Annotated in this window: 23 protein-coding genes and 1 pseudogene; 16 read left to right on the top strand and 8 right to left on the bottom strand. The window is 66.0% G+C overall.

Annotated features, from left to right (window positions below; genetic code table 11):
• Positions 1-59 precede the first annotated feature (59 nt).
• The 5 genes and pseudogenes from mutA to G6N42_RS06320 all read left to right on the top strand — a co-directional run bounded on the left by mutA (position 60) and on the right by G6N42_RS06320 (position 7,625).
• Positions 60-1,910, top strand: coding sequence for a methylmalonyl-CoA mutase small subunit (gene mutA / locus G6N42_RS06300; protein WP_163727524.1), 1,851 nt, complete (start codon positions 60-62; stop codon positions 1,908-1,910).
• 2 nt (positions 1,911-1,912) lie between these two features.
• A pseudogene (gene scpA, locus G6N42_RS06305) lies at positions 1,913-4,199 on the top strand (methylmalonyl-CoA mutase).
• Positions 4,196-5,176 (top strand): methylmalonyl Co-A mutase-associated GTPase MeaB, encoded by a 981-nt coding sequence (gene meaB / locus G6N42_RS06310; protein ID WP_163727528.1) that lies wholly within the window; start codon positions 4,196-4,198, stop codon positions 5,174-5,176. The pseudogene scpA and the gene meaB overlap by 4 nt, the downstream one beginning before the upstream one ends.
• A 59-nt stretch (positions 5,177-5,235) precedes the next feature.
• On the top strand, positions 5,236-6,507 hold the full coding sequence (lipL, locus tag G6N42_RS06315; protein WP_163727531.1) for an esterase/beta-lactamase LipL: 1,272 nt from the start codon (positions 5,236-5,238) through the stop codon (positions 6,505-6,507).
• A 125-nt stretch (positions 6,508-6,632) separates the two neighbouring features.
• Complete coding sequence (locus tag G6N42_RS06320; protein ID WP_163727534.1) at positions 6,633-7,625, top strand: IS481 family transposase; 993 nt, start codon at positions 6,633-6,635, stop codon at positions 7,623-7,625.
• 12 nt (positions 7,626-7,637) lie between these two features.
• Here the strand turns inward: G6N42_RS06320 and G6N42_RS06325 are convergent, their stop codons facing one another.
• Together G6N42_RS06325 and G6N42_RS06330 are read right to left on the bottom strand one after the other, a co-directional pair.
• The gene (locus G6N42_RS06325; RefSeq protein ID WP_163727537.1) at positions 7,638-8,375 is read right to left on the bottom strand and encodes a hypothetical protein; all 738 of its coding nucleotides are present in this window, start codon (positions 8,373-8,375) and stop codon (positions 7,638-7,640) included.
• A gap of 43 nt (positions 8,376-8,418) precedes the next feature.
• On the bottom strand, positions 8,419-8,802 hold the full coding sequence (locus G6N42_RS06330) for an XRE family transcriptional regulator (RefSeq protein ID WP_163727540.1): 384 nt from the start codon (positions 8,800-8,802) through the stop codon (positions 8,419-8,421).
• A gap of 217 nt (positions 8,803-9,019) precedes the next feature.
• Between G6N42_RS06330 and G6N42_RS06335 the strand changes: the two genes are divergently transcribed.
• Positions 9,020-9,592: a hypothetical protein gene (locus G6N42_RS06335; protein ID WP_317150551.1), complete on the top strand. Its 573-nt coding sequence runs from the start codon at positions 9,020-9,022 to the stop codon at positions 9,590-9,592.
• 289 nt (positions 9,593-9,881) lie between these two features.
• Positions 9,882-13,001 carry an isoleucine--tRNA ligase gene (gene ileS / locus G6N42_RS06340; protein ID WP_163727548.1) on the top strand — a complete coding sequence of 1,040 codons (3,120 nt, stop codon included), beginning with the start codon at positions 9,882-9,884 and terminating at the stop codon, positions 12,999-13,001.
• Between the two features lie 14 nt (positions 13,002-13,015).
• Here ileS and G6N42_RS06345 read toward each other — a convergent pair whose 3' ends face one another.
• Genes G6N42_RS06345 through G6N42_RS06355 form a run of 3 tightly spaced genes read right to left on the bottom strand, consistent with a single transcriptional unit; the run spans position 13,016 to position 15,017 of the window.
• The gene (locus tag G6N42_RS06345; protein ID WP_163727551.1) at positions 13,016-13,222 is read right to left on the bottom strand and encodes an RNA-binding S4 domain-containing protein; all 207 of its coding nucleotides are present in this window, start codon (positions 13,220-13,222) and stop codon (positions 13,016-13,018) included.
• A gap of 14 nt (positions 13,223-13,236) precedes the next feature.
• Positions 13,237-14,271 carry a TIGR03617 family F420-dependent LLM class oxidoreductase gene (locus G6N42_RS06350; protein WP_163727554.1) on the bottom strand — a complete coding sequence of 345 codons (1,035 nt, stop codon included), beginning with the start codon at positions 14,269-14,271 and terminating at the stop codon, positions 13,237-13,239.
• Complete coding sequence (locus tag G6N42_RS06355; protein WP_163727557.1) at positions 14,262-15,017, bottom strand: ferritin-like domain-containing protein; 756 nt, start codon at positions 15,015-15,017, stop codon at positions 14,262-14,264. The genes G6N42_RS06350 and G6N42_RS06355 overlap by 10 nt, the downstream gene beginning before the upstream one ends.
• Before the next feature lie 33 nt (positions 15,018-15,050).
• Between G6N42_RS06355 and G6N42_RS06360 the strand changes: the two genes are divergently transcribed.
• Positions 15,051-16,409, top strand: coding sequence for a DNA polymerase IV (locus tag G6N42_RS06360; RefSeq protein ID WP_163727558.1), 1,359 nt, complete (start codon positions 15,051-15,053; stop codon positions 16,407-16,409).
• Between the two features lie 30 nt (positions 16,410-16,439).
• Here the strand turns inward: G6N42_RS06360 and G6N42_RS06365 are convergent, their stop codons facing one another.
• Positions 16,440-17,363 carry an asparaginase gene (locus G6N42_RS06365; protein ID WP_163727561.1) on the bottom strand — a complete coding sequence of 308 codons (924 nt, stop codon included), beginning with the start codon at positions 17,361-17,363 and terminating at the stop codon, positions 16,440-16,442.
• A gap of 42 nt (positions 17,364-17,405) precedes the next feature.
• On the opposite strand from G6N42_RS06365, the gene lspA reads away from it, so the two are divergent.
• The 6 genes from lspA to G6N42_RS06395 all read left to right on the top strand — a co-directional run bounded on the left by lspA (position 17,406) and on the right by G6N42_RS06395 (position 24,492).
• On the top strand, positions 17,406-17,981 hold the full coding sequence (lspA, locus tag G6N42_RS06370) for a signal peptidase II (RefSeq protein ID WP_163727563.1): 576 nt from the start codon (positions 17,406-17,408) through the stop codon (positions 17,979-17,981).
• An 11-nt stretch (positions 17,982-17,992) separates the two neighbouring features.
• A complete protein-coding gene (locus G6N42_RS06375) occupies positions 17,993-18,907 on the top strand; it encodes an RluA family pseudouridine synthase (protein WP_410506758.1) in 915 nt (304 codons plus the stop codon).
• Positions 18,904-19,848: an EamA family transporter RarD gene (gene rarD / locus G6N42_RS06380; RefSeq protein ID WP_163727567.1), complete on the top strand. Its 945-nt coding sequence runs from the start codon at positions 18,904-18,906 to the stop codon at positions 19,846-19,848. Before G6N42_RS06375 ends, rarD begins: the two co-directional genes overlap by 4 nt.
• Positions 19,849-19,857: 9 nt before the next feature.
• The gene (locus G6N42_RS06385) at positions 19,858-20,040 is read left to right on the top strand and encodes a hypothetical protein (protein WP_163724382.1); all 183 of its coding nucleotides are present in this window, start codon (positions 19,858-19,860) and stop codon (positions 20,038-20,040) included.
• Positions 20,041-20,158: 118 nt separating this feature from the next.
• Complete coding sequence (gene dnaE, locus G6N42_RS06390; protein ID WP_163727570.1) at positions 20,159-23,692, top strand: DNA polymerase III subunit alpha; 3,534 nt, start codon at positions 20,159-20,161, stop codon at positions 23,690-23,692.
• A complete protein-coding gene (locus G6N42_RS06395) occupies positions 23,692-24,492 on the top strand; it encodes an isocitrate lyase/PEP mutase family protein (RefSeq protein WP_163727574.1) in 801 nt (266 codons plus the stop codon). The genes dnaE and G6N42_RS06395 overlap by 1 nt, the downstream gene beginning before the upstream one ends.
• A gap of 47 nt (positions 24,493-24,539) precedes the next feature.
• Here the strand turns inward: G6N42_RS06395 and G6N42_RS06400 are convergent, their stop codons facing one another.
• Positions 24,540-25,238 carry a hypothetical protein gene (locus tag G6N42_RS06400; protein WP_434059607.1) on the bottom strand — a complete coding sequence of 233 codons (699 nt, stop codon included), beginning with the start codon at positions 25,236-25,238 and terminating at the stop codon, positions 24,540-24,542.
• Positions 25,239-25,309: 71 nt separating this feature from the next.
• Between G6N42_RS06400 and G6N42_RS06405 the strand changes: the two genes are divergently transcribed.
• Positions 25,310-25,714 (top strand): SRPBCC family protein, encoded by a 405-nt coding sequence (locus tag G6N42_RS06405; RefSeq protein ID WP_163727576.1) that lies wholly within the window; start codon positions 25,310-25,312, stop codon positions 25,712-25,714.
• 135 nt (positions 25,715-25,849) lie between these two features.
• Positions 25,850-26,086, top strand: coding sequence for a hypothetical protein (locus G6N42_RS06410; RefSeq protein ID WP_163727580.1), 237 nt, complete (start codon positions 25,850-25,852; stop codon positions 26,084-26,086).
• 54 nt (positions 26,087-26,140) lie between these two features.
• Here the strand turns inward: G6N42_RS06410 and G6N42_RS06415 are convergent, their stop codons facing one another.
• Positions 26,141-26,335 carry a hypothetical protein gene (locus tag G6N42_RS06415; RefSeq protein ID WP_083123357.1) on the bottom strand — a complete coding sequence of 65 codons (195 nt, stop codon included), beginning with the start codon at positions 26,333-26,335 and terminating at the stop codon, positions 26,141-26,143.
• Between the last annotated feature and the right edge of the window lie 8 nt (positions 26,336-26,343).

The raw sequence follows: 26,343 nt of genomic DNA on the forward strand, positions 1-26,343 counted from the left end.
GCCTGGTGAGCGGTCGTGTTAGACACAGAGGTCACCCGTCGCGACAACAGGAGAAGCCGGTGTCGGTAGATACATCTGCGGGATCTGAATCGGATCGCGAACAATGGCGAGCTGCCGTTGCCGGAGTGCTGGCCAAGAGCAGCCGCAAGGATCCCGCCGATCTCGGCGAGGCGCCTGAGCAACTCCTCGACTCTCCGACCTACGAGGGCTTTCCGATTCGGCCGCTGTACACGATTCTCGACTCCCAGCCCGAGGCGCCGCTGCCCGGCAGCTGGCCGTTCATTCGCGGGTCCGACGGTCTGCGCGACGTCAAATCCGGGTGGAAGGTCGCCGAGGCGTTTCCGGCGCCGGGCCAGGTGTCGGTCGTCGACGGAAACGGCGCGGTGCTGACCGCCCTCACCGAGGGCACCAGCGCACTGATCCTGGATGTCGGGCCCACCGGCGTGAGCGCCGCTGACCTCGACAGGCTCCTCGAGGGCGTATTTCTCGAACTCGTTCCCGTGGTGCTGGACGCGGGCGCCGACTTCACCGCCGCCGCGGACGCAGTGCTGGCACTGGTGAATGACCTGGATGACGAACGGCGAGCCCGACTTTCGGTCGACCTCGGTGCCGACCCGCTCACCGCGACACTCAGCGGCCGTGCGGCGCCATCAACCGACGAAGTGGTTGCCACCGTCGAGAAGACGATCGCCTTCGGCGGGGGTGTGCGGGCCATCACGATCGACGGTCCGGCATTTCACGATCTCGGTGCCAGCGCATCGTGGGAGCTCACGGGCGCCATCGCCGCGGGGGTCAGCTATCTGCGTCTGCTGGTCGACAGCGGGGTCCCGGCGCCGGATGCGTTGCGCCAGATCAGTTTCAGGTTCGCCGCGGACGATGACCAATTCATGACAATCGCCAAACTGCGTGCCGCACGACAGCTGTGGGCCCGGGTGGCCGAAGTGGTCGGTACGGCCGATGCCGGCGCGGCACGAGTGCACGCAGTGACCTCGCAACCGATGATGGCTCAACGTGATCCGTGGGTGAACATGTTGCGCACGACAGTCGCCGCCTTCGCGGCGGGCGTCGGGGGAGCGGACACCGTCCAGGTCCATACCTTCGACAGCGCCATCCCCGGTGGCTGGCCCGGCACCGCAGCCAGTTTCGCGCGGCGGATGGCCCGCAACACCCAGCTGTTGCTGTTGGAGGAGTCGCATATCGGGCGTGTTCTCGACCCCGCCGGCGGCTCGTGGTTCGTCGAGGATCTCACCCGCGCACTTGCCGAGGAGGCGTGGAAGCACTTCCGCGACATCGAATCCCGCGGCGGTTTCACGGCTGCGGTCGACCACCTGGCCGCACAGATCGCGGAGGTGAGCGAGAAGCGCCGCGACGACATCGCGCACCGTCGTACGGCGATCACCGGCGTCAACGAGTATCCAAACCTGTCGGAAATGCCGTTGCCACCATCGGACCCGGTTCCCGGTGTGCAACGCTACGCGGCGAGCTTCGAAGCACTGCGGGATCGATCCGACGCCTATCTCGCCGAGCACGGTTCGCGGCCGACGGCCTTGCTGCTGCCGATCGGCCCACTATCCGAACACAACATCCGCACGACGTTCGCGGCGAACCTGCTGGCATCCGGCGGCGTCGAGGCCGTCAACCCGGGGCCGCTGGACGCCGCAGGTGTCGCACAAGCGGTTTCGGATGCCGGTGGGGCGGTCGCCGCCGTGATCTGCGGCACCGACGCTCGCTACGCGCAGGAGGCGTCGGGCGTGGTGGAAGCCGCCCGCGGGGCGGGTGTTTCGCACATCTACCTTGCCGGTCCGGAAAAAGCCGTCGCCGAAGCAGCGAACAAGCCGGATGAATACCTGACCGCCAAGATCGACGCGATCGCCGCGCTGTCGGCACTTCTCACCCGATTGGGGGCGTGACCATGACGATGTCCAATGTCGCCGGCCAGCCGGTTCCTGACGTTGAACCGCACACGATCACCAACTTCGCCGACGTGCCCCTGCACGGGCAGAAAGCGGCCGAGCCTGCCACGGAGGCCGCGGTCGCCGAGCACATCGCCGCGGCCGCGGCCGCGCACGGTTACACCGCCGAGCAGCTCGACTGGGTCACCCCCGAAGGCATTGACGTCAAACCGGTCTACATCGCCGCCGACCGCGACGCCGTGGTGGATGCCGGATATCCCCTGGACACGTTCCCCGGCGCGCCGCCGTTCGTCCGCGGCCCGTACCCGACCATGTACGTCAACCAGCCGTGGACCATCCGTCAGTACGCGGGATTCTCGACCGCGGCAGAGTCCAACGCGTTCTACCGGCGCAACCTCGCCGCCGGGCAGAAGGGTCTTTCGGTGGCCTTCGATCTGGCCACCCACCGCGGCTATGACTCCGATCATCCGCGCGTCCAGGGTGACGTCGGAATGGCCGGTGTGGCAATCGATTCCATCCTCGACATGCGACAGCTGTTCGACGGTATCGACCTGTCCACCGTCTCGGTGTCGATGACGATGAACGGTGCCGTGCTGCCAATACTCGCGCTCTACGTGGTGGCCGCCGAGGAACAGGGCGTACCCCCGGAGAAGCTGGCGGGGACCATCCAGAACGACATCCTCAAAGAGTTCATGGTCCGCAACACCTACATCTATCCACCCAAGCCGTCGATGCGGGTGATCTCTGACATCTTCGGCTACACGAGCACGAAGATGCCGAAGTTCAACTCGATCTCGATCTCCGGGTACCACATTCAAGAGGCCGGTGCCACAGCCGATCTCGAGCTCGCCTACACGCTGGCCGACGGCGTCGAGTACATCAAGGCGGGCCTTGATGCCGGCCTGGACATCGACAAGTTCGCACCGCGTCTGTCCTTCTTCTGGGGCATCGGAATGAACTTCTTCATGGAGGTCGCCAAGCTGCGCGCCGGTCGGCTGCTGTGGAGCGAGTTGGTTGCCGAGTTCAATCCGAAGAGTCCGAAATCGCTGTCGCTGCGTACTCATTCGCAGACCTCGGGATGGTCGCTGACCGCCCAAGACGCCTTCAACAACGTCGCGCGCACGTGTATCGAGGCGATGGCCGCCACTCAGGGGCACACGCAGTCCCTGCACACCAATGCGCTCGACGAGGCGCTGGCGCTACCGACCGACTTCTCGGCTCGTATCGCGCGCAATACGCAGCTGCTGCTGCAGCAGGAGTCCGGAACGACACGTCCGATCGACCCGTGGGGCGGTTCGTACTACGTCGAATGGCTGACCCACCAGCTCGCCACCGCGGCGCGCATGCACATCGGAGAGGTCGTCGCCCACGGCGGAATGGCGCAGGCGATCAGCGAGGGCATCCCGAAGATGCGCATCGAAGAGGCGGCTGCCCGGACGCAGGCCCGCATCGACTCCGGTGCACAGACGGTGATCGGCGTGAACAAGTACCAGGTCGACGAGGACCAGGAGGTGGAAGTTCTCAAGGTCGAGAACAGCCGGGTACGCGCCGAGCAGATCGCGAAACTGGAGAAGCTGCGCGCCGAGCGCGACGAGGCGGCAACTCAGGCCGCGCTGGCCGAATTGACCAGGGCCGCAGGTGAATCCGGACCGGCAGGGGACGACGGCCTGGGGAACAACCTGCTGGCGCTGGCCGTCAATGCACGCGACGGTCGGTGAAATCTCGGATGCGCTCGAGAAGGTGTACGGCAGACACGTCGCCGAGATCCGCACCATCGCCGGCGTCTACCGTGATGAGGTGGGGAGCAGTGGCAACGTGACTGGAATCGGCAAAGCAACCGAATTCGTCGAGAAGTTCGCCGAGGCCGACGGTCGTAGGCCACGCATCCTGATCGCCAAGATGGGCCAGGACGGCCACGACCGTGGGCAGAAGGTCATCGCGACGGCGTTCGCCGACATCGGCTTTGACGTGGATGTCGGCTCGTTGTTCTCCACGCCGGAGGAGGTCGCGCGTCAGGCGGCTGACAATGACGTGCACGTGGTCGGGGTGTCGTCGCTCGCGGCGGGCCACCTGACATTGGTGCCCGCGCTGCGCGAAGCGCTCGCCGAGGCGGGGAGGCCGGACATCATGATCGTGGTGGGCGGCGTGATCCCGCCCGGCGACTTCGACGAGCTGTACGCGGCAGGAGCGACCGCGATCTTCCCGCCCGGCACCGTGATCGCCGACGCTGCGATCGGCCTGCTGCAGAAGCTCGCCGAGCAGCTGGGCTACGACCTGACGAGATGAACCTCCCGGTTTCTGAACTAGCGGACGCCGTTCGCCGCGGCGACCGAGCGGCGCTGCCGAAGGCCATCACGCTCGTCGAGTCCACCCGCACCGATCACCGCGAGCAGGCGCAGCAGTTGCTGCTGGAGCTCATGCCGGATGCCGGTAATGCCATGCATGTAGGAATTACCGGCGTCCCGGGTGTCGGCAAGTCGACGACCATCGAGGCGCTCGGCATGCACCTGATCGAGGAGGGACACCGCGTCGCGGTGCTGGCGGTCGACCCGTCGTCGACGCGCACCGGCGGCTCCATCCTCGGCGACAAGACCCGCATGGCGAAACTGGCGGTACACCCCGACGCGTACATCCGCCCCTCGCCGACGTCCGGCACGCTGGGCGGGGTCGCCAGGGCCACCCGCGAAACGATCGTGCTACTGGAGGCCGCGGGGTTCGACGTCATTCTCGTGGAGACGGTGGGTGTCGGGCAGTCGGAGGTGACCGTCGCCAACATGGTGGACACCTTCGTGTTCCTGACCCTGGCGCGCACCGGCGACCAGTTGCAGGGCATCAAGAAGGGCGTGCTGGAGCTCGCCGACATCGTGGTGGTGAACAAGGCCGACGGCGAGCATGCTGTGGAGGCGAAGGCCGCCGCGCGCGAACTGACCGGTGCGATCCGACTGATCTATCCACGCGAAACGCTATGGCGCCCGCCGGTTCTCACCATGAGTGCACTGACCGGTGACGGCCTCGTCGAGTTGTGGGACACGGTGCTGAAGCACCGCGACGTGTTGACCGCGGCCGGTGAGTTCGAGGCCCGCAGGCGCACCCAGCAGGTCGAGTGGACGTGGTCGATGGTCCGCGACACCGTGCTGGACCGTGTGCTGTCGCATCCCGCGGTTAAAGAGATCCGGGCCGAAGTCGAGCGCCAGGTTCGCGACGGCGAGCTGACGCCCGCGCTTGCTGCGCAACAGATTTTGGACGCATCTGACGTGCGCTAACTTAACTTTTCGGTAACACCCGGTTTATTTGCCGGGGCTGCAGGTAAATTGTATGCATTGTGACGGGTGTCAAATCCGTGGGGCGCAGCGCAGCGCTCCCGCACAGGATTCAGGGCGCGGCGGATTCGAACTTTGCTTGCACCCTGCGGGCCTTCTCGAAGTTGTTCCCCGGGAGACGATTCGGCGGCGGCGCCCTCTCCGTCTACCTGCACGGTGAGCCCGTGGTCGATGTATGGACCGGTTACTCCGACCGCCGTGGTACCGAGTACTGGACGGCCGACACCGGCGCCATGGTCTTCTCGGTCACCAAGGGTCTGGCTTCCACGGTGATCCACCGGCTCGCCGACCGAGGCCTGATCGACTACGACACGCCGGTCAGCCAGTACTGGCCCGAGTTCGGCGAGAACGGCAAGGCCGACATCACGGTCCGCGAAGTGATGCGCCACCGCGCGGGCCTGTCTCAGCTCAACGGGGTCAGCAAGGCCGACCTGCTCGACCACCACGCGATGGAGCAGCGGATCGCCGCGGCACCGGTGAACAAGCTGCTGTACGGCCATCAGGCGTATCACGCGCTCACCTACGGCTGGCTGATGTCGGGGCTTGGCCGCGCGATCACCGGCAAGGGCATGCGGGACTTGATTCGTGAGGAATTGGCCGAACCGCTGAACACCGACGGGCTGCACCTGGGCCGGCCGCCGGTCGCGGCGCCGACGCGGGCCGCGCAGATCCTCGCGCCGCAGGGCACCTTGGCCAATCCGATCTTCAATTTCGTGGCGCCGCGGGTAGCCGCCCTCGGCATGTCCGGGGGCTTCGGATCGATGTACTTCCCAGGCATGAAAGCCGTCGTGCAGGGCGACACGCCGTTCCTCGATGCCGAGATCCCCGCCGCTAACGGTGTAGCCACCGCGCGCGCACTGGCCAAGATGTACGGTGCGATCGCCAACGGCGGCCGCGTCGACGGCACACAACTGCTCTCGCGTGAGCGGGTCGACGGCCTGACCGGTGAGCGGAGCTTCGCGCCCGACCGCAACATCTTCGTGCCGCTGTCTTTCCACCTCGGATACCACTCCGTGCCGATCCCCGGCGTGATGCCCGGCTTCGGGCATGCGGGACTGGCCGGATCGGTGGGTTGGGCGGACCCGGAGACGGGGATGTCGTTCGGGTTCGTGCACAACCGGCTGCTGACGCGGATGGTGCTCGATCAGGCGACGTTCGCCGGGCTGCAGACGCTGATTCGCCGCGACGCGGCCCGCGCCCGTCGGCGCGGCTACGACACTATGCCTGCGCTCGGCGCGGCGTACACCGAGGTCAGCCGATCGGTGGCGGGTTAGGTGTACTGCCCAGGCAGGTTGGTTGGAAGTGTGTGACGACACGCTGTAGCGGTCGTTGGTAGGTGAAGGTCTCCTGTCGTGGAGTGGAGCTGCTACCACTTCACTTCAGCGAACAGGAGACCTTCATGGTCCACGCTAATGCCGTATTGACCCCGCGTGGCAGGTTGTTGCTTGCGCGCCGCATCGTTGACGAGGGCTGGCCGATTGCTCGGGCGGCCGAGCACTTCCACGTGTCTTGGCCTACGGCCAAGCGTTGGGCTGGCCGTTACGTGGCGATGGGAGCAGCCGGAATGGCTGATCGGTCAAGCCGCCCGCACCGTAGTCCTCACCGCACCCCGCAGGTTGTTGTTCGGCGGATCGTGGCACTGCGGTGGCGGCATCGACTCTCGCCGTTGGCGATCGCGTCTCGGCTGTCGATGCCGGCCTCGACAGTTCACGCTGTACTCGTTCGGTGTCGGCTCAACCGGTTGTCCCACATCGATATTCGCAGTGGTGAGCGGATTCGCCGCTACGAGCATGACTACCCAGGCTCACTGATTCACGTCGATGTCAAGAAGCTGGGCAACATCCCTGTCGGCGGGGGGTGGCGGTTTGTCGGACGTGCGCAGGGCGGCAAGAATCGGGTGGCGACACCAGGCATCCGCCGCAGCCGACGGGGCGATGAGCTGCTAGGCCACGCCTATGTTCATACCGTTATCGACGATCACTCCCGGGTGGCCTACGCCGAGATCCACAACGATGAAACCGCCGACACTGCCATCGCGGTGCTCCGCCGAGCAGTGAGCTGGTTTCGCACGCGCGGAGTCGTCGTCGAACGAGTGATTTCCGATAACGGCAGCTGCTATAAGTCCAAGGCCTGGCGACGGGCATGCATCGAGCTGGACGTACAGCCCAAACGCACCCGTCCCTACCGGCCTCAAACCAACGGCAAGGCGGAGCGCTTTCACCGGACAATGGCCGCAGAGTGGGCGTTTAGCCGCCACTACCAAAGCGAGGCCCAGCGCCGATCCGCTCTAGCACCTTGGCTTCACACCTACAATCACCATCGGCAACACTCGGCGATCGGGAAAGTCCCGCCTATCACGCGGTTGACCAACCTGCCTGGTCAGTACAGTTAGGCCGAACTCCGCTCAGCGCTTGGCGGTCGAAAACCACCTGGTCTTCTTGCGCCAGGACTCCGCAGAGGTGATGGCGAAACCGGCGCCGCACATGCAGGCGAATATCCACGTCAGCGCGGTGCCGGCGTTGACGGTCTGCAGCTGGGGAATGAAGGCGGTGGCGAGTCGGACCAGGCAGGCGGCGATGCCGGCGGCCGACGACACGAGGTAGATGTTGGCGACCGTGCGTGAGCGCGGGTCCTTACGCAAGACGAGCAACGCCCGGGCGCCGTACCCCAGCAGGTAGATGAGCGTGCCGCACAGCAGCAGCCAGTACATGTTCAGCCAGAAGTCGGTCGGCACCTGGAAGAAGTCGGCCTTGTAGATCTTCGCGCCGTTACCGAGGGTGAACGCCACCAGCAGCAGGGGGATGCACAGCGTCGCGGGGTACTCCACGTACTGCTTGAACGACCGCTGCAGTTCGTGATCCTGCTGCAACCGGCCCAGCGCGTTGTACACGACCGCCGACGCGGCGACGATGTACAGATCGTGGCCGATGTAGTCCTCGAGGTTCCACTTACCTGTGAGCGAGTGGAGAAAGGCGCCCAGGGTCTCCGAGGCCCACGGTGACATAAGCAGTACCGCGCCGCCCTGCAAAGCGATGTTCAGAGTTGCGGCGAACTCCCAACGGGACGACCATGTGACTCGGCGAATCCACAAACTCCACGCGATACAGCAAAGCGTGATCGCAATAAGAGTTGTCAGACCCATGAATGTCGCTTTCGAGCCGCGGTGTACTCAGCAAAGTATAGAGCTACAGCGGGGGCGCGTCACTGCGCGGTTTCAGCTCGGAAAGCTTTGGCGCGCGGGTTCGATGGCTGGTTCGGATGGGCGTCCGGGTGTCCAAAGCCTCGCGCAGAACGGTCCTGCCGAATGGCGCAGACTCGATGTAGCTCCACACCTCTTGTTCGCTCATCAGGCCGAACCTGATCTGCAGGTCTGGGTAGCTGACGCCGAATCTATCCGACACTCGGCGCAATTCTTCGGCGTCAGGGTAGTCGGCTTCTTTGATGCGCCGATAGTACGTACTACTCGAGATCCCGAGCGCGTCGTAAATGTCTTTGGCGTCAACGTCGCCGTCAAGTAGGTAATCAAGCAGGGCTTTTAGCTGTCTGCCGTTCTCGTCGGTACGTGGCACCCTTCATACAATAAAGCAATCTTCATAAAATGGGCAGTGCGAACCGCAAACCGGAAGGCTTTGCCTTAATTGACACCACCGTCACAGTTTCGGGAGGCCTATCCCAAATTTGGGACACTTGGGCTATCGTGGGGCCATGGTTGCTTCTCAGTTGCGTATGACGGCTAAAGAGGCCTTTAAGTCCTTTACTGAAATTGCATTAGCAACGATCCACGTGGTGGATCATGACGTCCCGGTCGCTTCTCGCGCCGCGGGCATGGTGCGGCTGTCGACTCTCGACAACGAGGAACTCACCGCCGAACTCGACGGAGCCTCCGAGTGGCTGGGTGCGCCAACCGACGAACTCCTCCTTGCGGCGCTCGCTCGCACGATCGCCAAGACGCTCGGTGAGGGCATCGTCCCCATCGACGTGGCCAGCGAACGCGCCAGCCTGCTGGACGCGGTCCCGGTGATGTGCGTGACGGCTGCACAGGCCAGCGCCACCGACATTCTCCGCGGCGTGCACAACGCCCTGGCCTCGGCAGCCGAGCACACCGACGGCGGGATGTCGGAGGTGTACTTCAACTACTTGGGCCAGGTGCCCGACAGCTCGGTGCCGGTGCCGGTGCAGGAGACGCCTCCGGGGCTGGGCCACGCGCTGGAGATGCGGGTGTACCGCACCCAAGGGCTGATTCACGTGGACTGGTGGTACGACACGAGCTATTTCGAGCCGTACACCATCGAAGAGCTTGCCGAGCAGTTCCCGCTCGCGCTCTACGAGATGACCACGGACGCGCTGCCTGCCGTCTGAGAGCTACTGCGCGCGGTGGATGCGATTTGCGCTCGTCACTTAGACTTGGCGAGAACGGCGTCGATCCGGCCATCACCGGGGAGCCTTCGGAAGAACGGCTGATTCCAGCTCAGTAGAACCGAACGGGTGGGCTCGTCATCGCCCTAAGTGAGCGGCGTAGATCTTCGAATCAGGTGATGTACGCAAGCGGGGTGGTACCGCGGCGCTCGCGCACCGCGCGACGTCGTCCCCGTGCCTTTGACCTCATGGCTTCCGTGGCCAGGAGGCCACAATCAGGCACAGGAGACACGTGACCGCCTATCCGAAGCCGGCCGCTGGAGCGCCCAATTTCCCGGCGCTGGAAGCTGACGTCCTGGACTACTGGAACTCCGACGACACGTTCCGTGCCAGCATCGCGCGCCGGGACGGATCGCCGGATTATGTGTTCTACGACGGTCCGCCGTTCGCCAATGGTCTTCCGCATTACGGCCACCTACTGACCGGCTACGTCAAGGACATCGTGCCGCGCTACCGCACCATGCGCGGCTACAAGGTGGATCGCCGCTTCGGCTGGGACACTCACGGCCTGCCCGCCGAACTCGAGGTGCAGCGTCAGCTTGGCATCGCCGACAAGGCGCAGATCGAAGAGATGGGCATCGAGAAGTTCAACGAGGCGTGCCGCGCTTCGGTGCTCAAGTACACCGACGAATGGCAGGCCTACGTCACCCGCCAGGCTCGGTGGGTCGACTTCGACAACGATTACAAAACGCTGGATCTCGACTTCATGGAATCGGTGATCTGGGCGTTCAAGCAGCTGTGGGACAAGGGCCTGGCCTACGAGGGCAACCGGGTGCTGCCGTACTGCTGGAACGACGAGACGCCGTTGTCCAACCACGAACTGCGGATGGACGACGACGTCTATCAAATGCGCCAGGACCCGGCGCTGACCGTCGGGTTCAAGGTGGTCTCTGGAGATCTGGAGGGGGCCCACCTGTTGATCTGGACAACGACGCCGTGGACGCTGCCGTCGAACCAGGCGGTCGCGGTGGGCCCCGACATCCCCTACGTCTGCGTGCGGGCACCCGGTGGCCGCCGCTACGTGCTGGCACAGGCGCGGCTGGCGGCCTATGCCCGCGAGGTAGGAGACGAGCCCGAGGTGGTGGCCACCTACAGCGGACGCGAGCTACTCGGCACGCGCTATCTTCCGCCGTTTCCGTACTTCATGGACAGCGAAGGGGCGCGCAACGCGTTTCAGGTGTTGCCTGCGGACTTCGTCAGCACCGAGGACGGCACCGGCATCGTCCACATGTCGCCGGCGTACGGCGAGGACGATATGGCCACGGCCCAGGCGGCCGACATCGTCGCCGTCACGCCGGTCGACACCAAGGGCAGGTTCGACGCGACGGTGCCCGAATACGCCGGCCAGCACGTGTTCGATGCGAACCCGCAGATCATCCGCGATCTGAAGAACCAGGCGCGCTCGGCGGCTGTCAACGGCGCGGTGCTGTTGCGCCACGAGACATACGACCACTCTTATCCGCACTGTTGGCGCTGCCGGAACCCGTTGATTTATCGCGCCGTGTCGTCGTGGTTCATCAAGGTGACCGATTTCCGCGACCGCATGGTCGAGCTGAACCAAGAGATCACCTGGTACCCCGAGCACGTCAAGGACGGCCAGTTCGGTAAGTGGCTGCAGGGCGCCCGCGACTGGTCGATCTCGCGAAACCGGTACTGGGGCAGCCCGATTCCGGTGTGGAAGTCCGACGACCCGGCATACCCGCGCGTCGACGTCTACGGCAGTCTCGACGAGCTCGAACGCGACTTCGGCGTGCGGCCGGACGATCTCCATCGTCCCTACATCGACGAGTTGACCCGGCCGAACCCGGACGATCCCACGGGAAAGTCGACGATGCGTCGCATCGAGGACGTCGTTGACGTGTGGTTCGACTCGGGGTCGATGCCGTATGCACAGGTGCACTACCCATTCGAGAACGCGGAGTGGTTCGACGATCACAACCCCGCCGATTTCATCGTCGAGTACATCGGGCAGACCCGTGGGTGGTTTTACACCATGCACGTCCTGGCCACTGCGCTATTCGACCGTCCGGCGTTCAAGACCTGTGTGGCGCACGGCATCGTGCTGGGCAACGACGGCCAGAAGATGAGCAAGTCGCTGCGCAACTACCCCGACGTCACCGAGGTTTTCGACCGCGACGGCTCCGACGCCATGCGCTGGTTCCTGATGGCGTCGCCAATCCTGCGCGGCGGCAACCTGATTGTCACCGAGCAGGGAATCCGCGAGGGTGTCCGGCAGGTGCTGCTGCCTCTGTGGAACGCCTACACCTTCCTGACGCTTTACGCGCCGAAGAAGGGCACGTGGCGGACCGACTCGGCGAACGTGCTGGACCGCTACATCCTGGCCAAGCTCGCCGTGCTGCGCGACGAACTCACCGATTCCATGGATGTCTGCGACATCTCGGGAGCGTGCGACCAGCTGCGTCAGTTCACCGATGCGTTGACGAACTGGTATGTCCGACGGTCGCGTTCGCGGTTCTGGGAAGAGGATCCCGACGCCATCGACACGCTGCACACCGTGCTGGAAGTGTGCGGCAGGCTCGCCGCTCCGCTGCTGCCGCTCGTCACCGAGGTGATCTGGCGCGGTGTGACCGGGGAGCGCTCGGTGCACCTGACCGACTGGCCGGACGCAGACCTGCTGCCGAAGGATCCGCAGTTGGTGGCCGACATGGACCTCGTTCGCGTGGTCGCCTCGGCCGGCTCGTCGCTGCGCAAGGCCAAGAAGCTGCGAGTGCGGCTGCCGCTGCCGAAACTCACCGTGGCCCTGGACGACCCGCAGCGGCTCGAGCGGTACCGCGACTTGATCGCCGACGAGCTCAACGTCAAGGAGGTCGAGCTCACCGACGACATCGCCAACTACGGTCGGTTCGAGCTGACCGTCAACGCGAAGGTGGCCGGTCCGCGGCTCGGCAAGGACGTTCAGGCCGCCATCAAGGCAGTCAAGGCCGGCGAGGCGATCGCGAATGCCGACGGGACGCTGAAGGCCGGGCCCGCGCTCCTCCTCCCCGAGGAATACAGCTCCCGGCTGGTGGCGGCCGACCCCGAGTACACCGCCGCGTTGCCCGACGGCGCCGGGCTGGTGGTGCTGGACGGCACCGTCACCGATGAGCTGGAGGCCGAGGGCTGGGCCAAGGACCGCATCCGCGAACTGCAGGAGCTGCGCAAGTCGACGGGGCTCGACGTCTCCGACCGCATCTCGGTGGTGATGTCGGTGCCTGCCGCCCACCAGAGCTGGGCGCGCACACACAGCGAGCTCATAGCGCGTGAAATCCTGGCCACCAGCTTCGAATTCGGTGACCTCACGGACGGTAGCGAGATCGGTGACGGCGTACGGGTGGAGATCGCGAAGGTCTGATCCGAGCGGCTGTGTCAGCTCACCCGTGCGCGACGGCCGTTGAACTCCACGGTGTCACCCGAGCGGAGCTGTCGGCCCCTGCGGCGCTCGACTGCGCCGTTGACGATGACCAGCCCGTCGGCGATGACCGCCTTGGCGTCTGCTCCGCTGTCGATCAACCCCGCCAGTTTCAGGAACTGACCCAGGCGGATCGTCTCGTCGCGAATCGGCACATCGTCCACGTGGTTGCCTGTCCCTAAATCCGGGACGGGATCGCCTTGACGCGGCCGAGCATCAAGGTGAACTCGTCGTCATCGGCCGGATCAGACGGCACGTCGAGCGAGATCCCGTCGCACACCCCGGCGTACCAGGACGCGAGAACACCGGGTAGCTCCTCGTAGGTCCCCTGCGGAACGAGTTGACTCACAACGTCATCGGTGAGTACATCGGCGAGCGCGGACCATTCCTTGCGACGGGCGTGCTCGCTGAGGCGGGCAGCGACGTCGCCCAGTCCGAACAGCTCGAGTGTGCGCTGATACGCCGGCGTGGAGTACAGGAAGGCGAGTTCGGTCCGAAGCTCGTCACGCGCGGCGGCGACAGCCGCGTCGTCACGTCCCGAGATGACCCGCGGCACGACGACCAGCCGGGGGCCGCCGTCGGTGCGCCCCTCCTTCGCCGCACCGTCGGCGAGCGCGGGCAGGACGTACTCGCGCAGCACCGCCGGGTGCGAACTGGTGGGATGCGCGACGAAGCCGTCGGCGACGGCGCCGGCGAGTCGGCACATCCTGCGGTTGACGCCGCCCGTCCAGATCGGCGGGGGAGCCGTCTCGATGGGGCCCGGATTGAAGTACGGCTGCAGCCGGGTGAATGTGTAGTGGCTGCCGTGGTGGTCCACGCCTTGGCCGTTCGCGAAGGCGGCGAAAATCGCGCGCAGGGATGCGACATAGTCACGCAGCTGCGCGGCAGGGTCGGTCCACGGCATCGAGAACCGTCCGACGATGTTGCCCCTCACCTGCGTGGCGACGCCGAGCTCGAAGCGGCCACCGGAGTAGCGGGCCAGTTCCCACGCCGAGTAGGCGGTGACCATCGGACTGCGGGCGAAAGCGACCACCATGCTGGTCCGGACCACCAGCGTCGTGGTGTGCTCCAGCGCCAGGGTGCAGACGGCGAACGGATCGCGAACGGTCTCGGACACGTGGACGGCATCGAAGCCCATCTCCTCGATACGTTGCGCCTCGTCGGCGACTTCGCTCAGCTCCGCGCTCGCTGGGAGCGACGTGATCACGTCCACGACAAGGACTTTCGGTCGAACATGACGGCCGTCGCCAGCCCCGCGAAATCGGCGAGGACGTCGCGGACGAACTTCGTGCGTCGATAGCCGATCGCATCGAGCACACCCCGGTGATCGACGGCGACGACCACCGTCGCACCGACCGCGACCACCCACCACAGGCCCAAGGCGAGTGCGCGCATCGATGCCCGCGAATCCGCGAAACCGGCACGCAGGCGGTCGCGCTGAAACCGCACGTGGGCGTTCTCGTCGTCGACAATCCGAGCAGCGACGGCGCGCGTCACCGGATCCGGGCCCGCCGCGGCCAGCCCCCCGTAATAGGACAGGGCGACGACCTCGGCGACGGTCAGCACCATCAACTCGGTACGCAGGCCCAGCAGACGGCGTAAGCGGACGAAGATCGCGTCTGACCAGTGTGTGCTCATCGGGGCGCCACCGAGGTATCCGAGCAGCCGCAGTAGCAGCGCGGCATGCTGCTGCTCTTCGGCGACGAAAAGGGTTATCGCACGCACGTATTCGGAGTCGCCTGCACGCTCGGCGTTGCGGATCAGCTGCCGGCCGTCGCCGCTTTCGCCCAGCTGGAATCTGCGTACCGAGGCGATCAGCGGCCGACGCACGGTCTCGGGGACGGTGCAGTCTGCGTCGAAGTCGATCGCGGCGTCCACCCGACGGTGCACGTCGTCGTTGGCTTCGAAGTGGTCGACCCACCGGCCGAAGCCGCTCCGTTGACCGACACGTTGCGCCATGGACGTCAGGCTAGCGAAATAGCATCGGCGGGTGTGGAAGGTCGGTGGGTGCTGCATCTCGACATGGACGCGTTCTTCGCGTCGGTCGAACAGCTGACCCGACCCACCCTCCGTGGTAGGCCGGTGCTGGTGGGTGGGCTGGGCGGCCGCGGGGTGGTCGCCGGCGCGAGCTACGAGTCCCGGGTGTTCGGCGCCCGCTCCGCGATGCCCATGCACATGGCCAGGCGAATGGTGGGCGCCACCGCCGTTGTCCTGCCGCCGCGTGGTGTCGTCTACGGCGTCGCCAGCCGCCGGGTGTTCGACACCGTGCGCGGCTTCGTCCCGGTGCTCGAGCAGCTCTCCTTCGACGAGGCTTTCGGTGAGCCCGCCGAACTCGCGGGCGCCTCGGCCGACGACGTCGAAGCGTTCTGCCGGACGCTGAAGTCCAGGGTGCTCGGCGAAACGGGGCTGGTCGCGTCCGTCGGCGCCGGCTCGGGCAAGCAGGTCGCCAAGATCGCCTCGGACCTCGCGAAGCCCAACGGCATCCGGGTGGTCTCGCGCAGCGAGGAGCGGGTGGTGCTCGACGCGCTGCCCGTGCGCCGGCTGTGGGGCATCGGACCGGTCGCCGAGGAAAAGCTGCACCGACTCGGCATCGACACCATCGGGGCGTTCGCCGCACTGAGCGATGCCGAAGCCGCCGATATCCTCGGCGGCACCGTCGGCGCGGCGCTGCACCGGCTGGCCCGCGGCATCGACGACCGACCCGTCGCCGAGAATTCGCCCGCCAAGCAGATCAGCGCCGAGTCGACGTTCCCCGAGGACCTCACGACCCTCGACCAACTACGGGAAGCCGTAGCGCGTATCGGTGAACACGCCCACACCCGGCTACAGAAGGACGGTCGCGGCGCGCGAACCATCACGGTCAAGCTGAAGAAGTCCGACATGGGAATCCTCACCAGGTCGGCCACGCTGCCGTACGCCACCACCGATGCCGCCAACCTGATTGCGACCGCTCGGCGGTTGCTACTCGACCCGATCGAGGTGGGGCCCATCCGCCTTGTCGGCGTTGGCTTTTCAGGACTGTCTGAGGTTCAGCAGGAGTCGCTGTTCCCCGATCTCGAGTTGCTGGCGGAGGAGGTCTCGGGCTCGCAGTTGCCGCCGACGTTGACGGAGACCGCAGCCACGCCGCCGGCCTGGCGGATCGGCGACGACGTCGTGCACACCACCCACGGGCATGGGTGGATCCAGGGCGCCGGCCACGGTGTGATGACGGTGCGTTTCGAGACCCGCGGAACCGGACCGGGCCCGGTGCACACGCTGCGCGCGGACGATCCGGAGATCGCCCGGGCCAACCCCGTCGACAGCCTGGATTGGGCGGACTATCTCGACGAGCTCAGCCGCCACCAGAGTTAGCCGACGCGGAACGCTCACGGTTCCTGCACATCAGCCCCAGCGCGCGAACACGTCCGCGACGGGCGAACCGGCTGCCAGCGCGGCCATCAGCAGGACGCGGGCCTGGGGCGGGCGCAGTCGCGGCACCATGACCGCTCCGGCGTCGGCGAGGTCACGGCCCGGGCCGTACCCGGGGCTGACCCGCCCATCGGGCACGCGTGTCGACACCGCGACGGCGACACCGTCGCGGCGATGCCGTCGTACGCCTTCGATCACGGCGGCGCCCGCATTGCCCGAACCCAGGGCCGCAAGTACCAGACCTCGCGCACCCGCGGCGACGCACGCGTCCATCGCCACAGCGTCGCCGCCCGGATACACCGCGATGGTGTCCACCCTCGGCGCCTTCGCCGCGGAGGCGGCCGCAAGGAACGGGCGGTCCTTAGTGGCCTGTACTGCGAACGTCGCATCCGACACCGAGCCGATCGCCACCCCCGCGAAACCCCGCAGATCCGCCGTCGCGACCTTTTGCAGGCCGAGCGGTTGCCACACCGCGCCCGCGAAACTCACCAGTGCACCCAGGCCCTGCGCGTGTGTGCTCGCGGCGACCGTCAGCGCATCGCGCAGATTGGCCGGACCGTCGGCGTCGGGGGCGTCGGCACTGCGCTGCGCCCCGGTGAGCACGACCGGGGCCCGCCCGTCATACGTCAACTCCAGCCACAGCGCCGTTTCCTCCATCGTGTCGGTGCCGTGCGTGATCACGACGCCGTCGACGTCGGACGCAGAGCGCACCGCCGCGCTGATCCGGTCCCAGTCAGCGAGCGTGAGCATCGAGCTGTCCACCGCCATCAGGTCGACGACCTGCACGTCGAGCCCGGAAGTAAGGTCGGCGCCGGTTCGGGTCGGGCGCTTCACGCCGCGGTCGTCGGCGCTGGTGGCGATGGTGCCGCCGGTGGTGATGACGACGAGGCGGGCCATGGGTGGAATTCTTGCGTATTCCGGCCCTGGAATGATGGGGGAGTGACTGATGAATCCCCGGCGTCGGACGAGGCCACGACTGGCACCGAGGCACCGACGCAGGAGGAGCAACCCGCGCCGCGGCGCCGGCTTCGGCTGCTGCTGACCGTCGCGGGAATTGTGCTGATCGCCGACATCGTCACCAAGGTGCTCGCGGTCAGGCTGCTCACCCCCGGCCAGCCCGTCTCGATCATCGGTGACACCGTCACGTGGACCCTCGTCCGCAATTCGGGCGCCGCGTTCTCGATGGCCACCGGCTACACCTGGGTGCTGACGCTGATCGCGACCGGGGTCGTCATCGGGATCATCTGGATGGGCCGCCGTCTGGTTTCGCCGTGGTGGGCACTCGGCCTCGGGATGATCCTCGGCGGGGCGATGGGCAACCTGGTCGATCGATTCTTCCGGTCGCCCGGCCCGCTGCGGGGCCACGTCGTCGACTTCTTCTCCGTCGGGTGGTGGCCGGTGTTCAACGTCGCCGACCCATCGGTGGTCGGCGGGGCGATCCTGCTCGTCGCGCTGTCGCTGTTCGGTTTCGACTTCGACACCGTCGGGCGCCGTACGGGCGACTCGTCAGAGTGACCACCCGCTCGATGCCGGTCCCGGAAGGGCTGGCAGGCATGCGCGTCGACGCGGGTCTGGCGCGGCTCCTCGGACTGTCGCGGACGGCTGCGGCGGCACTGGCCGAAGACGGCGGCGTCGACGTCGACGGTGCGCCCGCGGGGAAATCCGACAAGTTGGTCGCCGGGGCCTGGCTGGAAGTACGCCTGCCGGAAGCGCCTGCGCCGGTGGAGAATACGCCCGTCGAGATCGAGGGCATGGAGATTCTCTACTCGGACGCCGACATCGTCGCGGTCGACAAACCGCCGGGTGTCGCTGCGCACGCCACGGTCGGCTGGCACGGACCGACGGTGCTCGGCGGCCTGGCCGCGGCGGGTTTCCGCATCAGCACGTCGGGAATCCATGAGCGTCAGGGCATCGTGCATCGACTCGACGTCGGCACCTCCGGTGTCATGGTGGTGGCGCTCTCGGAACGCGCGTACACGGTGCTCAAGCGCGCCTTCAAGGCGCGCACCGTCGACAAGCGCTATCACGCACTGGTGCAGGGCCATCCCGATCCGTCCAGTGGCACCATCGACGCGCCGATCGGACGTCATCGCGGGAACGACTGGAAATTCGCGGTCACCGAGGGGGGCAGGCACAGCATCACCCACTACGACACACTGGAGGCGCATCAAGCCGCCAGCCTGCTCGACGTCCATCTGGAAACTGGTCGCACACACCAGATTCGGGTGCATTTCGCGGCCCTACACCATCCGTGCGCGGGTGACCTCACCTATGGCGCGGACCCGACGCTGGCCCGCAAGCTAGGGCTGGAGCGCCAATGGCTGCACGCCCGCTCTCTGGCGTTCGCGCATCCTGCCGACGGACGGCACGTCGAGATCACCAGTCCGTACCCACCTGATCTGCAGCACGCGCTCGAAGTGTTGCGGCACCACGAGCTGTGAGAACGACCGGGCTTCTCTACGGCATCGGCGCCTACGCGATGTGGGGTGTGTTCCCCGCCTTCTTTCCGCTTCTGAAACCGGCGAGTGCGCTCGAAGTGCTGTCACACCGCATCGTGTGGACGTGCGTGCTGATGGTGTTCGTCATCGCCGCGGCGCGCCGGCTTCGTGACCTGCGCACCATCACCGCTCGGGTCTGGCTGCTGCTGGTGTGCGCGTCGGCGCTCATCTCCATCAACTGGGGCATCTACATCTACGCCGTCAACAACGGCCACGTCGTCGACGCCGCAATGGGGTACTTCATCAACCCGTTGGTCACTGTCGCGTTGGGGCTGTTGATCTTTCGCGAAAAGCTCAACCGTGCTCAGCTCGGCGCGTTGGCAATCGCCGTGGTCGCCGTGGTCGTGCTCACGGTGGAGGTCGGCGCACCCCCGGTCATCGGACTCGGGCTCGCGCTGTCGTTCGGACTCTACGGCGCGGTGAAGAAGGTGGTACCGACCGATCCGCGGGTCAGCGTCGGTATCGAAGCAGCGGTAGCCGCACCATTCGCGCTGGCTTATATCGCCGTGCTCGAGGGCGCGGGGCCGGGTACCTTCACCGACTTCGGCGCCGGCCACATCGCGCTTCTCGTCTTTTCAGGTGCGGTGACGGCGCTGCCGCTGTTGCTGTTCGCCGCGGCGGCTCAGCGGCTGCCGCTGGTGACGATGGGGCTGCTCTTCTACGTGACCCCGGCGATGCAGCTGACCTGGGGCATATTCGTCGGCCACGAACCGATGCCGCCCGCGCGCTGGGTGGGATTCGCGCTCATCTGGCTCGCCCTGTTGGTGTTCAGCGCCGATGCGCTGCGGCGGGCGCGCACCACGTCGCCGGAGAGCCCCCGCAACCCGGAACGCGAACCAGAACATAGGGAAACACCCGATTCCTCGGCGCGTCCTGCGCCCTAGCGTTGGAGCATGCCCGGCTTCTGGTTCACCGCGATGGTTGCAGGCCTCGTCGCGACTGGCGTCGTCGCCCAACTCGGATGGCAACTGCCGGCGAAATCCGAGGTCAAGCGGTTGCTCAGGCTGGATCGGCTGCGTTCTGACCGGCAGCCCACTCATCTGCCCACGTCTGCAGTGGTCGCAGAGCCTCGATAAGGTGTTGCGCGGTCGATAACGCCCTGTGGTCGGCGGTTTCCTGTCGATTGGCGGGCCGCAAGACACGCACCGCGACACGCCGAGATCTGTCGGAGGACCGCCATAGACTGGCGTCCCTATGAACTCGTCGTCCTTCGTGCATCTGCACAACCACACCGAGTATTCGATGCTGGACGGTGCCGCGAAGGTCCAGCCGATGCTGGCCGAGGCGCAACGGCTCGAAATGCCCGCGATCGGCATGACGGATCACGGAAACATGTTCGGCGCCAGTGAGTTCTACAACGCCGCGACCGACGTGGACATCAAGCCGATCATCGGCGTCGAGGCCTACATCGCACCGGGTTCACGTTTCGACACCAAACGCGTCCAGTGGGGCGACCCGTCGCAGAAGTCCGACGACGTGTCGGGCAGCGGCGCCTATACCCACATGACGATGGTCGCCGAGAATGCGACCGGTTTGCGCAACCTGTTCAGGCTGTCGTCGCTGGCGTCGTTCGAGGGCCAGCTCGGCAAGTGGTCGCGCATGGACGCCGAGATCATCGCCGAAAACGCCGAGGGCATCATCGCCACCACCGGCTGCCCGTCGGGCGAGGTGCAGACGCGGCTGCGGCTCGGGCAGGAACGTGAGGCGCTCGAGTCGGCCGCCAAGTGGCGGGAGATCTTCGGACCCGACAACTATTTCCTCGAGTTGATGGACCACGGCCTGGACATCGAGCGCCGGGTCCGCGAGGGCTTGCTGGAGATCGGCCAGAAGCTCGGCATCCCGCCACTGGCAACCAACGACTGCCACTACGTCACCCGCGATGCCTCCCGCAACCACGAGGCGCTGCTGTGTGTGCAGACCGGCAAGACGCTGTCGGACCCCAATCGGTTCAAGTTCGACGGCGACGGCTACTACCTGAAATCGGCCGCCGAGATGCGCGCGCTCTGGGACGGCGAGGTCGCGGGCGCATGCGATTCCACACTGCTGATCGCCGAACGGGTGCAGAGCTACGCCGACGTCTGGACGCCGAAAGACCGAATGCCGATCTTCCCGGTTCCCGAGGGCCACGACCAGGCGAGCTGGCTGCAGCATGAGGTCGACGCCGGTCTGCAGCGCCGCTTCCCCGGTGCGGCGGTTCCCACCGAGTACGTCGAGCGGGCCGCCTTTGAGATCAAGGTCATCTGCGAGAAGGGTTACCCGTCCTACTTCCTCATCGTCGCCGACCTCATCAACTACGCGCGCTCGGTGGAGATCCGGGTGGGGCCGGGACGAGGTTCGGCCGCGGGATCGCTGGTCGCCTACGCGCTGGGTATCACCAACATCGACCCCATCCCGTACGGGCTGCTGTTCGAGCGGTTCCTGAACCCCGAACGTGTGTCGATGCCCGACATCGACATCGACTTCGACGACCGTCGTCGCGGCGAGATGTTGCGCTACGCGGCCAACAAGTGGGGCAGCGACCGGGTGGCCCAGGTCATCACCTTCGGTACCATCAAAACCAAAGCGGCGTTGAAGGATTCGGCCCGAGTCAACTACGGCCAGCCCGGCTTCGCGATCGCCGACCGGATCACCAAGGCGCTGCCGCCGCCGATCATGGCCAAGGACATCCCGCTGTCCGGCATCACCGACCCGAACCACGAGCGGTACAAGGAGGCCGCCGAGGTTCGCGGGCTGATCGACACCGACCCCGACGTGCGCACCATCTACGAGACGGCCCGCGGTCTGGAGGGTCTGGTCCGTAACGCCGGTGTGCACGCGTGCGCGGTGATCATGAGCAGCGAGCCGCTGGTCGACGCGATTCCGCTGTGGAAGCGGCCGCAGGACGGTGCCATTATCACCGGCTGGGACTACCCCTCGTGTGAGGCCATCGGTCTGCTGAAGATGGACTTCCTCGGCTTGCGGAACCTCACGATCATCGGCGACTGCCTGGAGAACATCCGCGCAAACCGCGGAATCGATCTCGACCTCGAAACTGTGCCGCTCGATGACCCGGCCGCGTATGCGCTGCTGGGCCGCGGTGACACGCTCGGGGTGTTCCAGCTCGACGGCGGCCCGATGCGCGATCTGCTGCGCCGCATGCAGCCCACCGGGTTCGAGGACGTCGTCGCGGTCATCGCGCTGTACCGGCCAGGACCCATGGGCATGAACGCCCACAACGACTACGCCGACCGTAAGAACAACCGCCAGGCGATCAAGCCCATCCATCCGGAGTTGGAAGAACCGCTGCGCGAGATCCTCGCCGAGACCTACGGGCTGATCGTCTACCAAGAGCAGATCATGCGCATCGCGCAGAAGGTCGCCGGCTATTCGCTCGCCCGAGCAGACATTCTGCGAAAAGCCATGGGCAAGAAGAAGCGTGAAGTCCTGGAGAAGGAATTCGAGGGCTTCTCCGACGGCATGAAGGCCAACGGATTCTCGGCGGCGGCCATCAAGGCGCTGTGGGACACGGTGCTGCCGTTCGCGGACTACGCCTTCAACAAGTCGCACGCCGCCGGCTACGGCCTGGTGTCGTACTGGACCGCCTATCTGAAGGCCAACTTCCCGGCTGAGTACATGGCCGGGCTGCTGACGTCGGTCGGTGACGACAAGGACAAAGCGGCGGTTTATCTCGCCGACTGCCGCAGACTCGGCATCACGGTGCTACCGCCCGATGTCAACGAGTCGAGCCTCAACTTCGCCTCGGTGGGTGAGGACATCCGGTACGGGCTGGGCGCGGTGCGCAACGTCGGCGCGAATGTCGTTGCCTCGCTGATCGGTTCGCGCACCGCGAAGGGTAAGTTTGTCGACTTCTCGGACTACCTCAACAAGATCGACATCGCCGCCTGCAACAAGAAGGTCACTGAATCGCTGATCAAGGCGGGCGCGTTCGACTCGCTGGGCCACCCGCGTAAGGGCCTGTTCCTGATCCATACCGATGCGGTCGATTCGGTGCTCGGGACGAAGAAGGCCGAGGCGATGGGTCAGTTCGACCTGTTCGGCGGTGCCGACACGGCCACCGACGCGGTGTTCACCATCAAGGTGCCCGACGAGGAGTGGGAGGACAAGCACAAGCTGGCACTGGAGCGCGAAATGCTCGGCCTCTATGTGTCCGGCCATCCGCTCAACGGCATCGCCCACCTGCTGACGGCGCAGGTCGACACGGCGATTCCGGCGATTCTGGACGGCGACGTCGCCAACGACACCCAGGTGCGGATCGGCGGCATACTGGCGTCGGTCAACCGGCGGGTCAACAAGAACGGGTTGCCTTGGGCGTCCGCGCAAGTGGAAGACCTCACCGGCGGTATCGAGGTGCTGTTCTTTCCGCAGACGTATTCGACGTTCGGTGCCGAGATCGCCGATGATGCGGTGGTCCTCGTGGGGGCCAAGGTTGCCATCCGTGACGACAGGATCTCACTGATCGCCAACGACCTTGTCGTACCTGATTTTTCGAGTGCTCAGGTCAATCGTCCGGTGGCCGTCACACTGCCGACCCGCCAATGCACGGTCGACAAGGTGACCGCACTCAAACAGGTGCTGGCCCGCCATCCCGGAACCGCGCAGGTGCACCTGCGGCTGATCAGCGGCGAGCGCATCACCACACTGGAACTCGACGCATCCCTGAGGGTGACGGCCTCATCGGCGTTGATGGGTGATCTGAAGGCGCTGCTGGGCCCCGGTTGCCTGGGCTGATGTCGTTTCGCGAACTGCACGAACGCGGCTGCTTCGTCATTCCGAATCCGTGGGACCGCGGGACCGCGATCGCGCTCGCGGCCATGGGCTTTCCCGCACTGGCCACGACGAGTGCCGGTGCCTGTTTTTCTCAGGGTCTACCCGATACGCCGACGGCGCTGGGCGTCGAGGGCGCGCTGCGCAACATCGCCGAGATCGTCGACGCGGTCGAGTTGCCGGTGAACGCCGACTTCCAGGCTGGATACGCCCACGATCTGGACGGGCTGGCCGCCAACGTCCGTCGATGTGTGGCAACCGGTGTCGCCGGCTTGTCGATCGAGGACACGAGAGGCGGCGCCGAGGAGCCGTTGTACTCGTTGCCGGAGGCCGTTGAACGGATACGCGTCGCGTACGCCGCAATCGACGGCGCCGATGTACTCCTCACCGCACGCGCGGAGTGCTTTCTCTACGATCACCCCGATCCGCTGCGCGAGGCGATCACTCGGTTGCAGGCTTTCTCGGAGGCGGGAGCAGACGTGCTTTATGCACCGGGAATGCGGACGCGAGAAGACATCTCCGCACTCGTCGACGCGCTGCGTCCCGCACCCGTCAACGTGCTGATGTCGTCGGATACGGGGCTGACGGTCAACGATCTCGCGGAACTCGGGGTGCGGCGGGTCAGTGTCGGATCCGCATTGACGCGTGTCGCGTGGGGCGCGTTCCTCTCGGCCGCGCGTCGCATTGTCGAAGACGGGTCATTCGCGGGGCTGGCAGAATCGGCGAGCTTCGACGAGCTCAACAGCCTGTTCACGGATCGCTAGCACGCGTAGCGCAGAATCCGAACCGGCACCAGTGTATTCGGCCGATATCAGCCCAAGACATTCACCGCTCTTGCGATCACGAGTGCCAACGTCGTAAACGAAATCAGTGCCTGCGCGGTCATCATCACCTTCGCCCGACGCGTCATCGGCATGGTGTCGGTCGGCGAGAACGCCACCACATTGGTGATGCTGACGTACAGGTAATCCAAGAACTCCGGACGCCAGTTCGGCGGCGCCAGTTCACGTTCCGTCATCTGCGGAAACATGAAGTCGGGGTAGGGACGGCTGCCGTGGCGTCTGGCGAATGGCCCTCCGCGGTCCAACTCCCAGTACCAGATCCCGAACACGATGACGGTCGTGACATAGATCGCGGCGCCACTGCCGAGCAGGACAGCGGCGTTGTTGCTCACCTCGCCGGACAGAATGCGGATGTCCAGGATCAGCGCCGACAGGCTGTTGTCGATCGTGATGGCGGCCAGCAGCACATAGCTCGCCCACGTGCCGAAGATCGTCTGACGCTTCAGCCGCAGCGGGTTCAATCCCACCAGCACGATGAGGAGCAATATCTCCATGGCGATCAGCGGCCATCGCGGAACCACCGTGTAGCTCTTCGGTATCGCGAGTTGCAGGGCGATTGCCACCATCAGGGCCGTCAGCACCGGCATTCGGTTTTCCGGGTCGCCGGGACGCATCCACGACGGAACGCGAAGTTCAGCGTCCGACGCCATGGCCTCGGCGCGACGCATGAACTCCTCGACCGGCTTCGGGGGTTCGGGTGTGGTGTCCATCAGGCAAGTGTGTGCGCCACGATGGAGGTATGGAATCGCGACACGTCAGCATTTGGATCGGCGTTGCACCCGACGTCGTCTACGAATTCGCGGCGGATCCGCAGACCTGGCCGCAGTGGGCCGCCGGCCTGGCCGCCGGCGAGCTCCGACAGAGCCCGGAGGGCTGGGTCGCCGATTCGCCGATGGGCACCGTGACAGTGGAGTTCGCCCCGCCGAACCGGTTCGGGGTGCTGGACCACGTGGTGCGGATGCCGTCGGGGGAGCAGGTGTACAACCCGTTTCGGGTCGTCCCCGCCGGGATGGGTGAGACGGCATGTGAGGTGGTTTTCTCCGTTCGGCGGCGCCCGGGCATGACCGATGAAGAGCTCGCCGACGACGTGGCCGCGGTCGCAGCGGACCTGGCCACGCTGAAGGGTCTGGTTGAGGCGTCATAGTCGGTTCCCCCGATCGGGGGACACCTGAATTCCCCCGGTGTGGCGGCCGATCGGCGGACAGACCGAACAGGCTGGCCACGGCATTCTTTAGTCATGCCGGCAAACCGGCGCGAAGCACTAAAGCAGGAGCATCAGATGACCACCAACTTCAACACCCGGATCACCCGTTTCATCGCACTGCCGATCATGTCGGCCGGCATCATCGGCGCAGCCGGCCTAGGAATGGCGGGCATGGCCAACGCGGCCACCTCGACCGCACCGAGCGGCCCAGGCTACTCGTACGCGCCGGTCGTCAAGGCCCACCCCGCGCCGGTGCATCACCTGCACGGTGTGGCCCGCGTCGAGGCCAAGGTCCCGGGCTACCACCGCTGATCCAAATACGAGTCAGGCCCTCCCTATTCGGGGAGGGCCTGATTTGTCGACAGCTCAGTCAGTCGATTGAAAGGCGCCGAGGCCGAGCCACACCACGGTGCCGGCGGCCGCTGCGGCCAGCACCGCCGGTGCAGCGCTTGCCGTCGCGACGGCAACGATGACGAGCACGATTGCCGCCACAGCCAGGGCGAGCACCTTGTACACCGGCCAGGGAACTCCGGCGATACTCACTTGGTCGCGCACGGTCATGGTTTGAC

Source organism: Mycobacterium gallinarum (assembly GCF_010726765.1).
Classification (GTDB): domain Bacteria; phylum Actinomycetota; class Actinomycetes; order Mycobacteriales; family Mycobacteriaceae; genus Mycobacterium; species Mycobacterium gallinarum.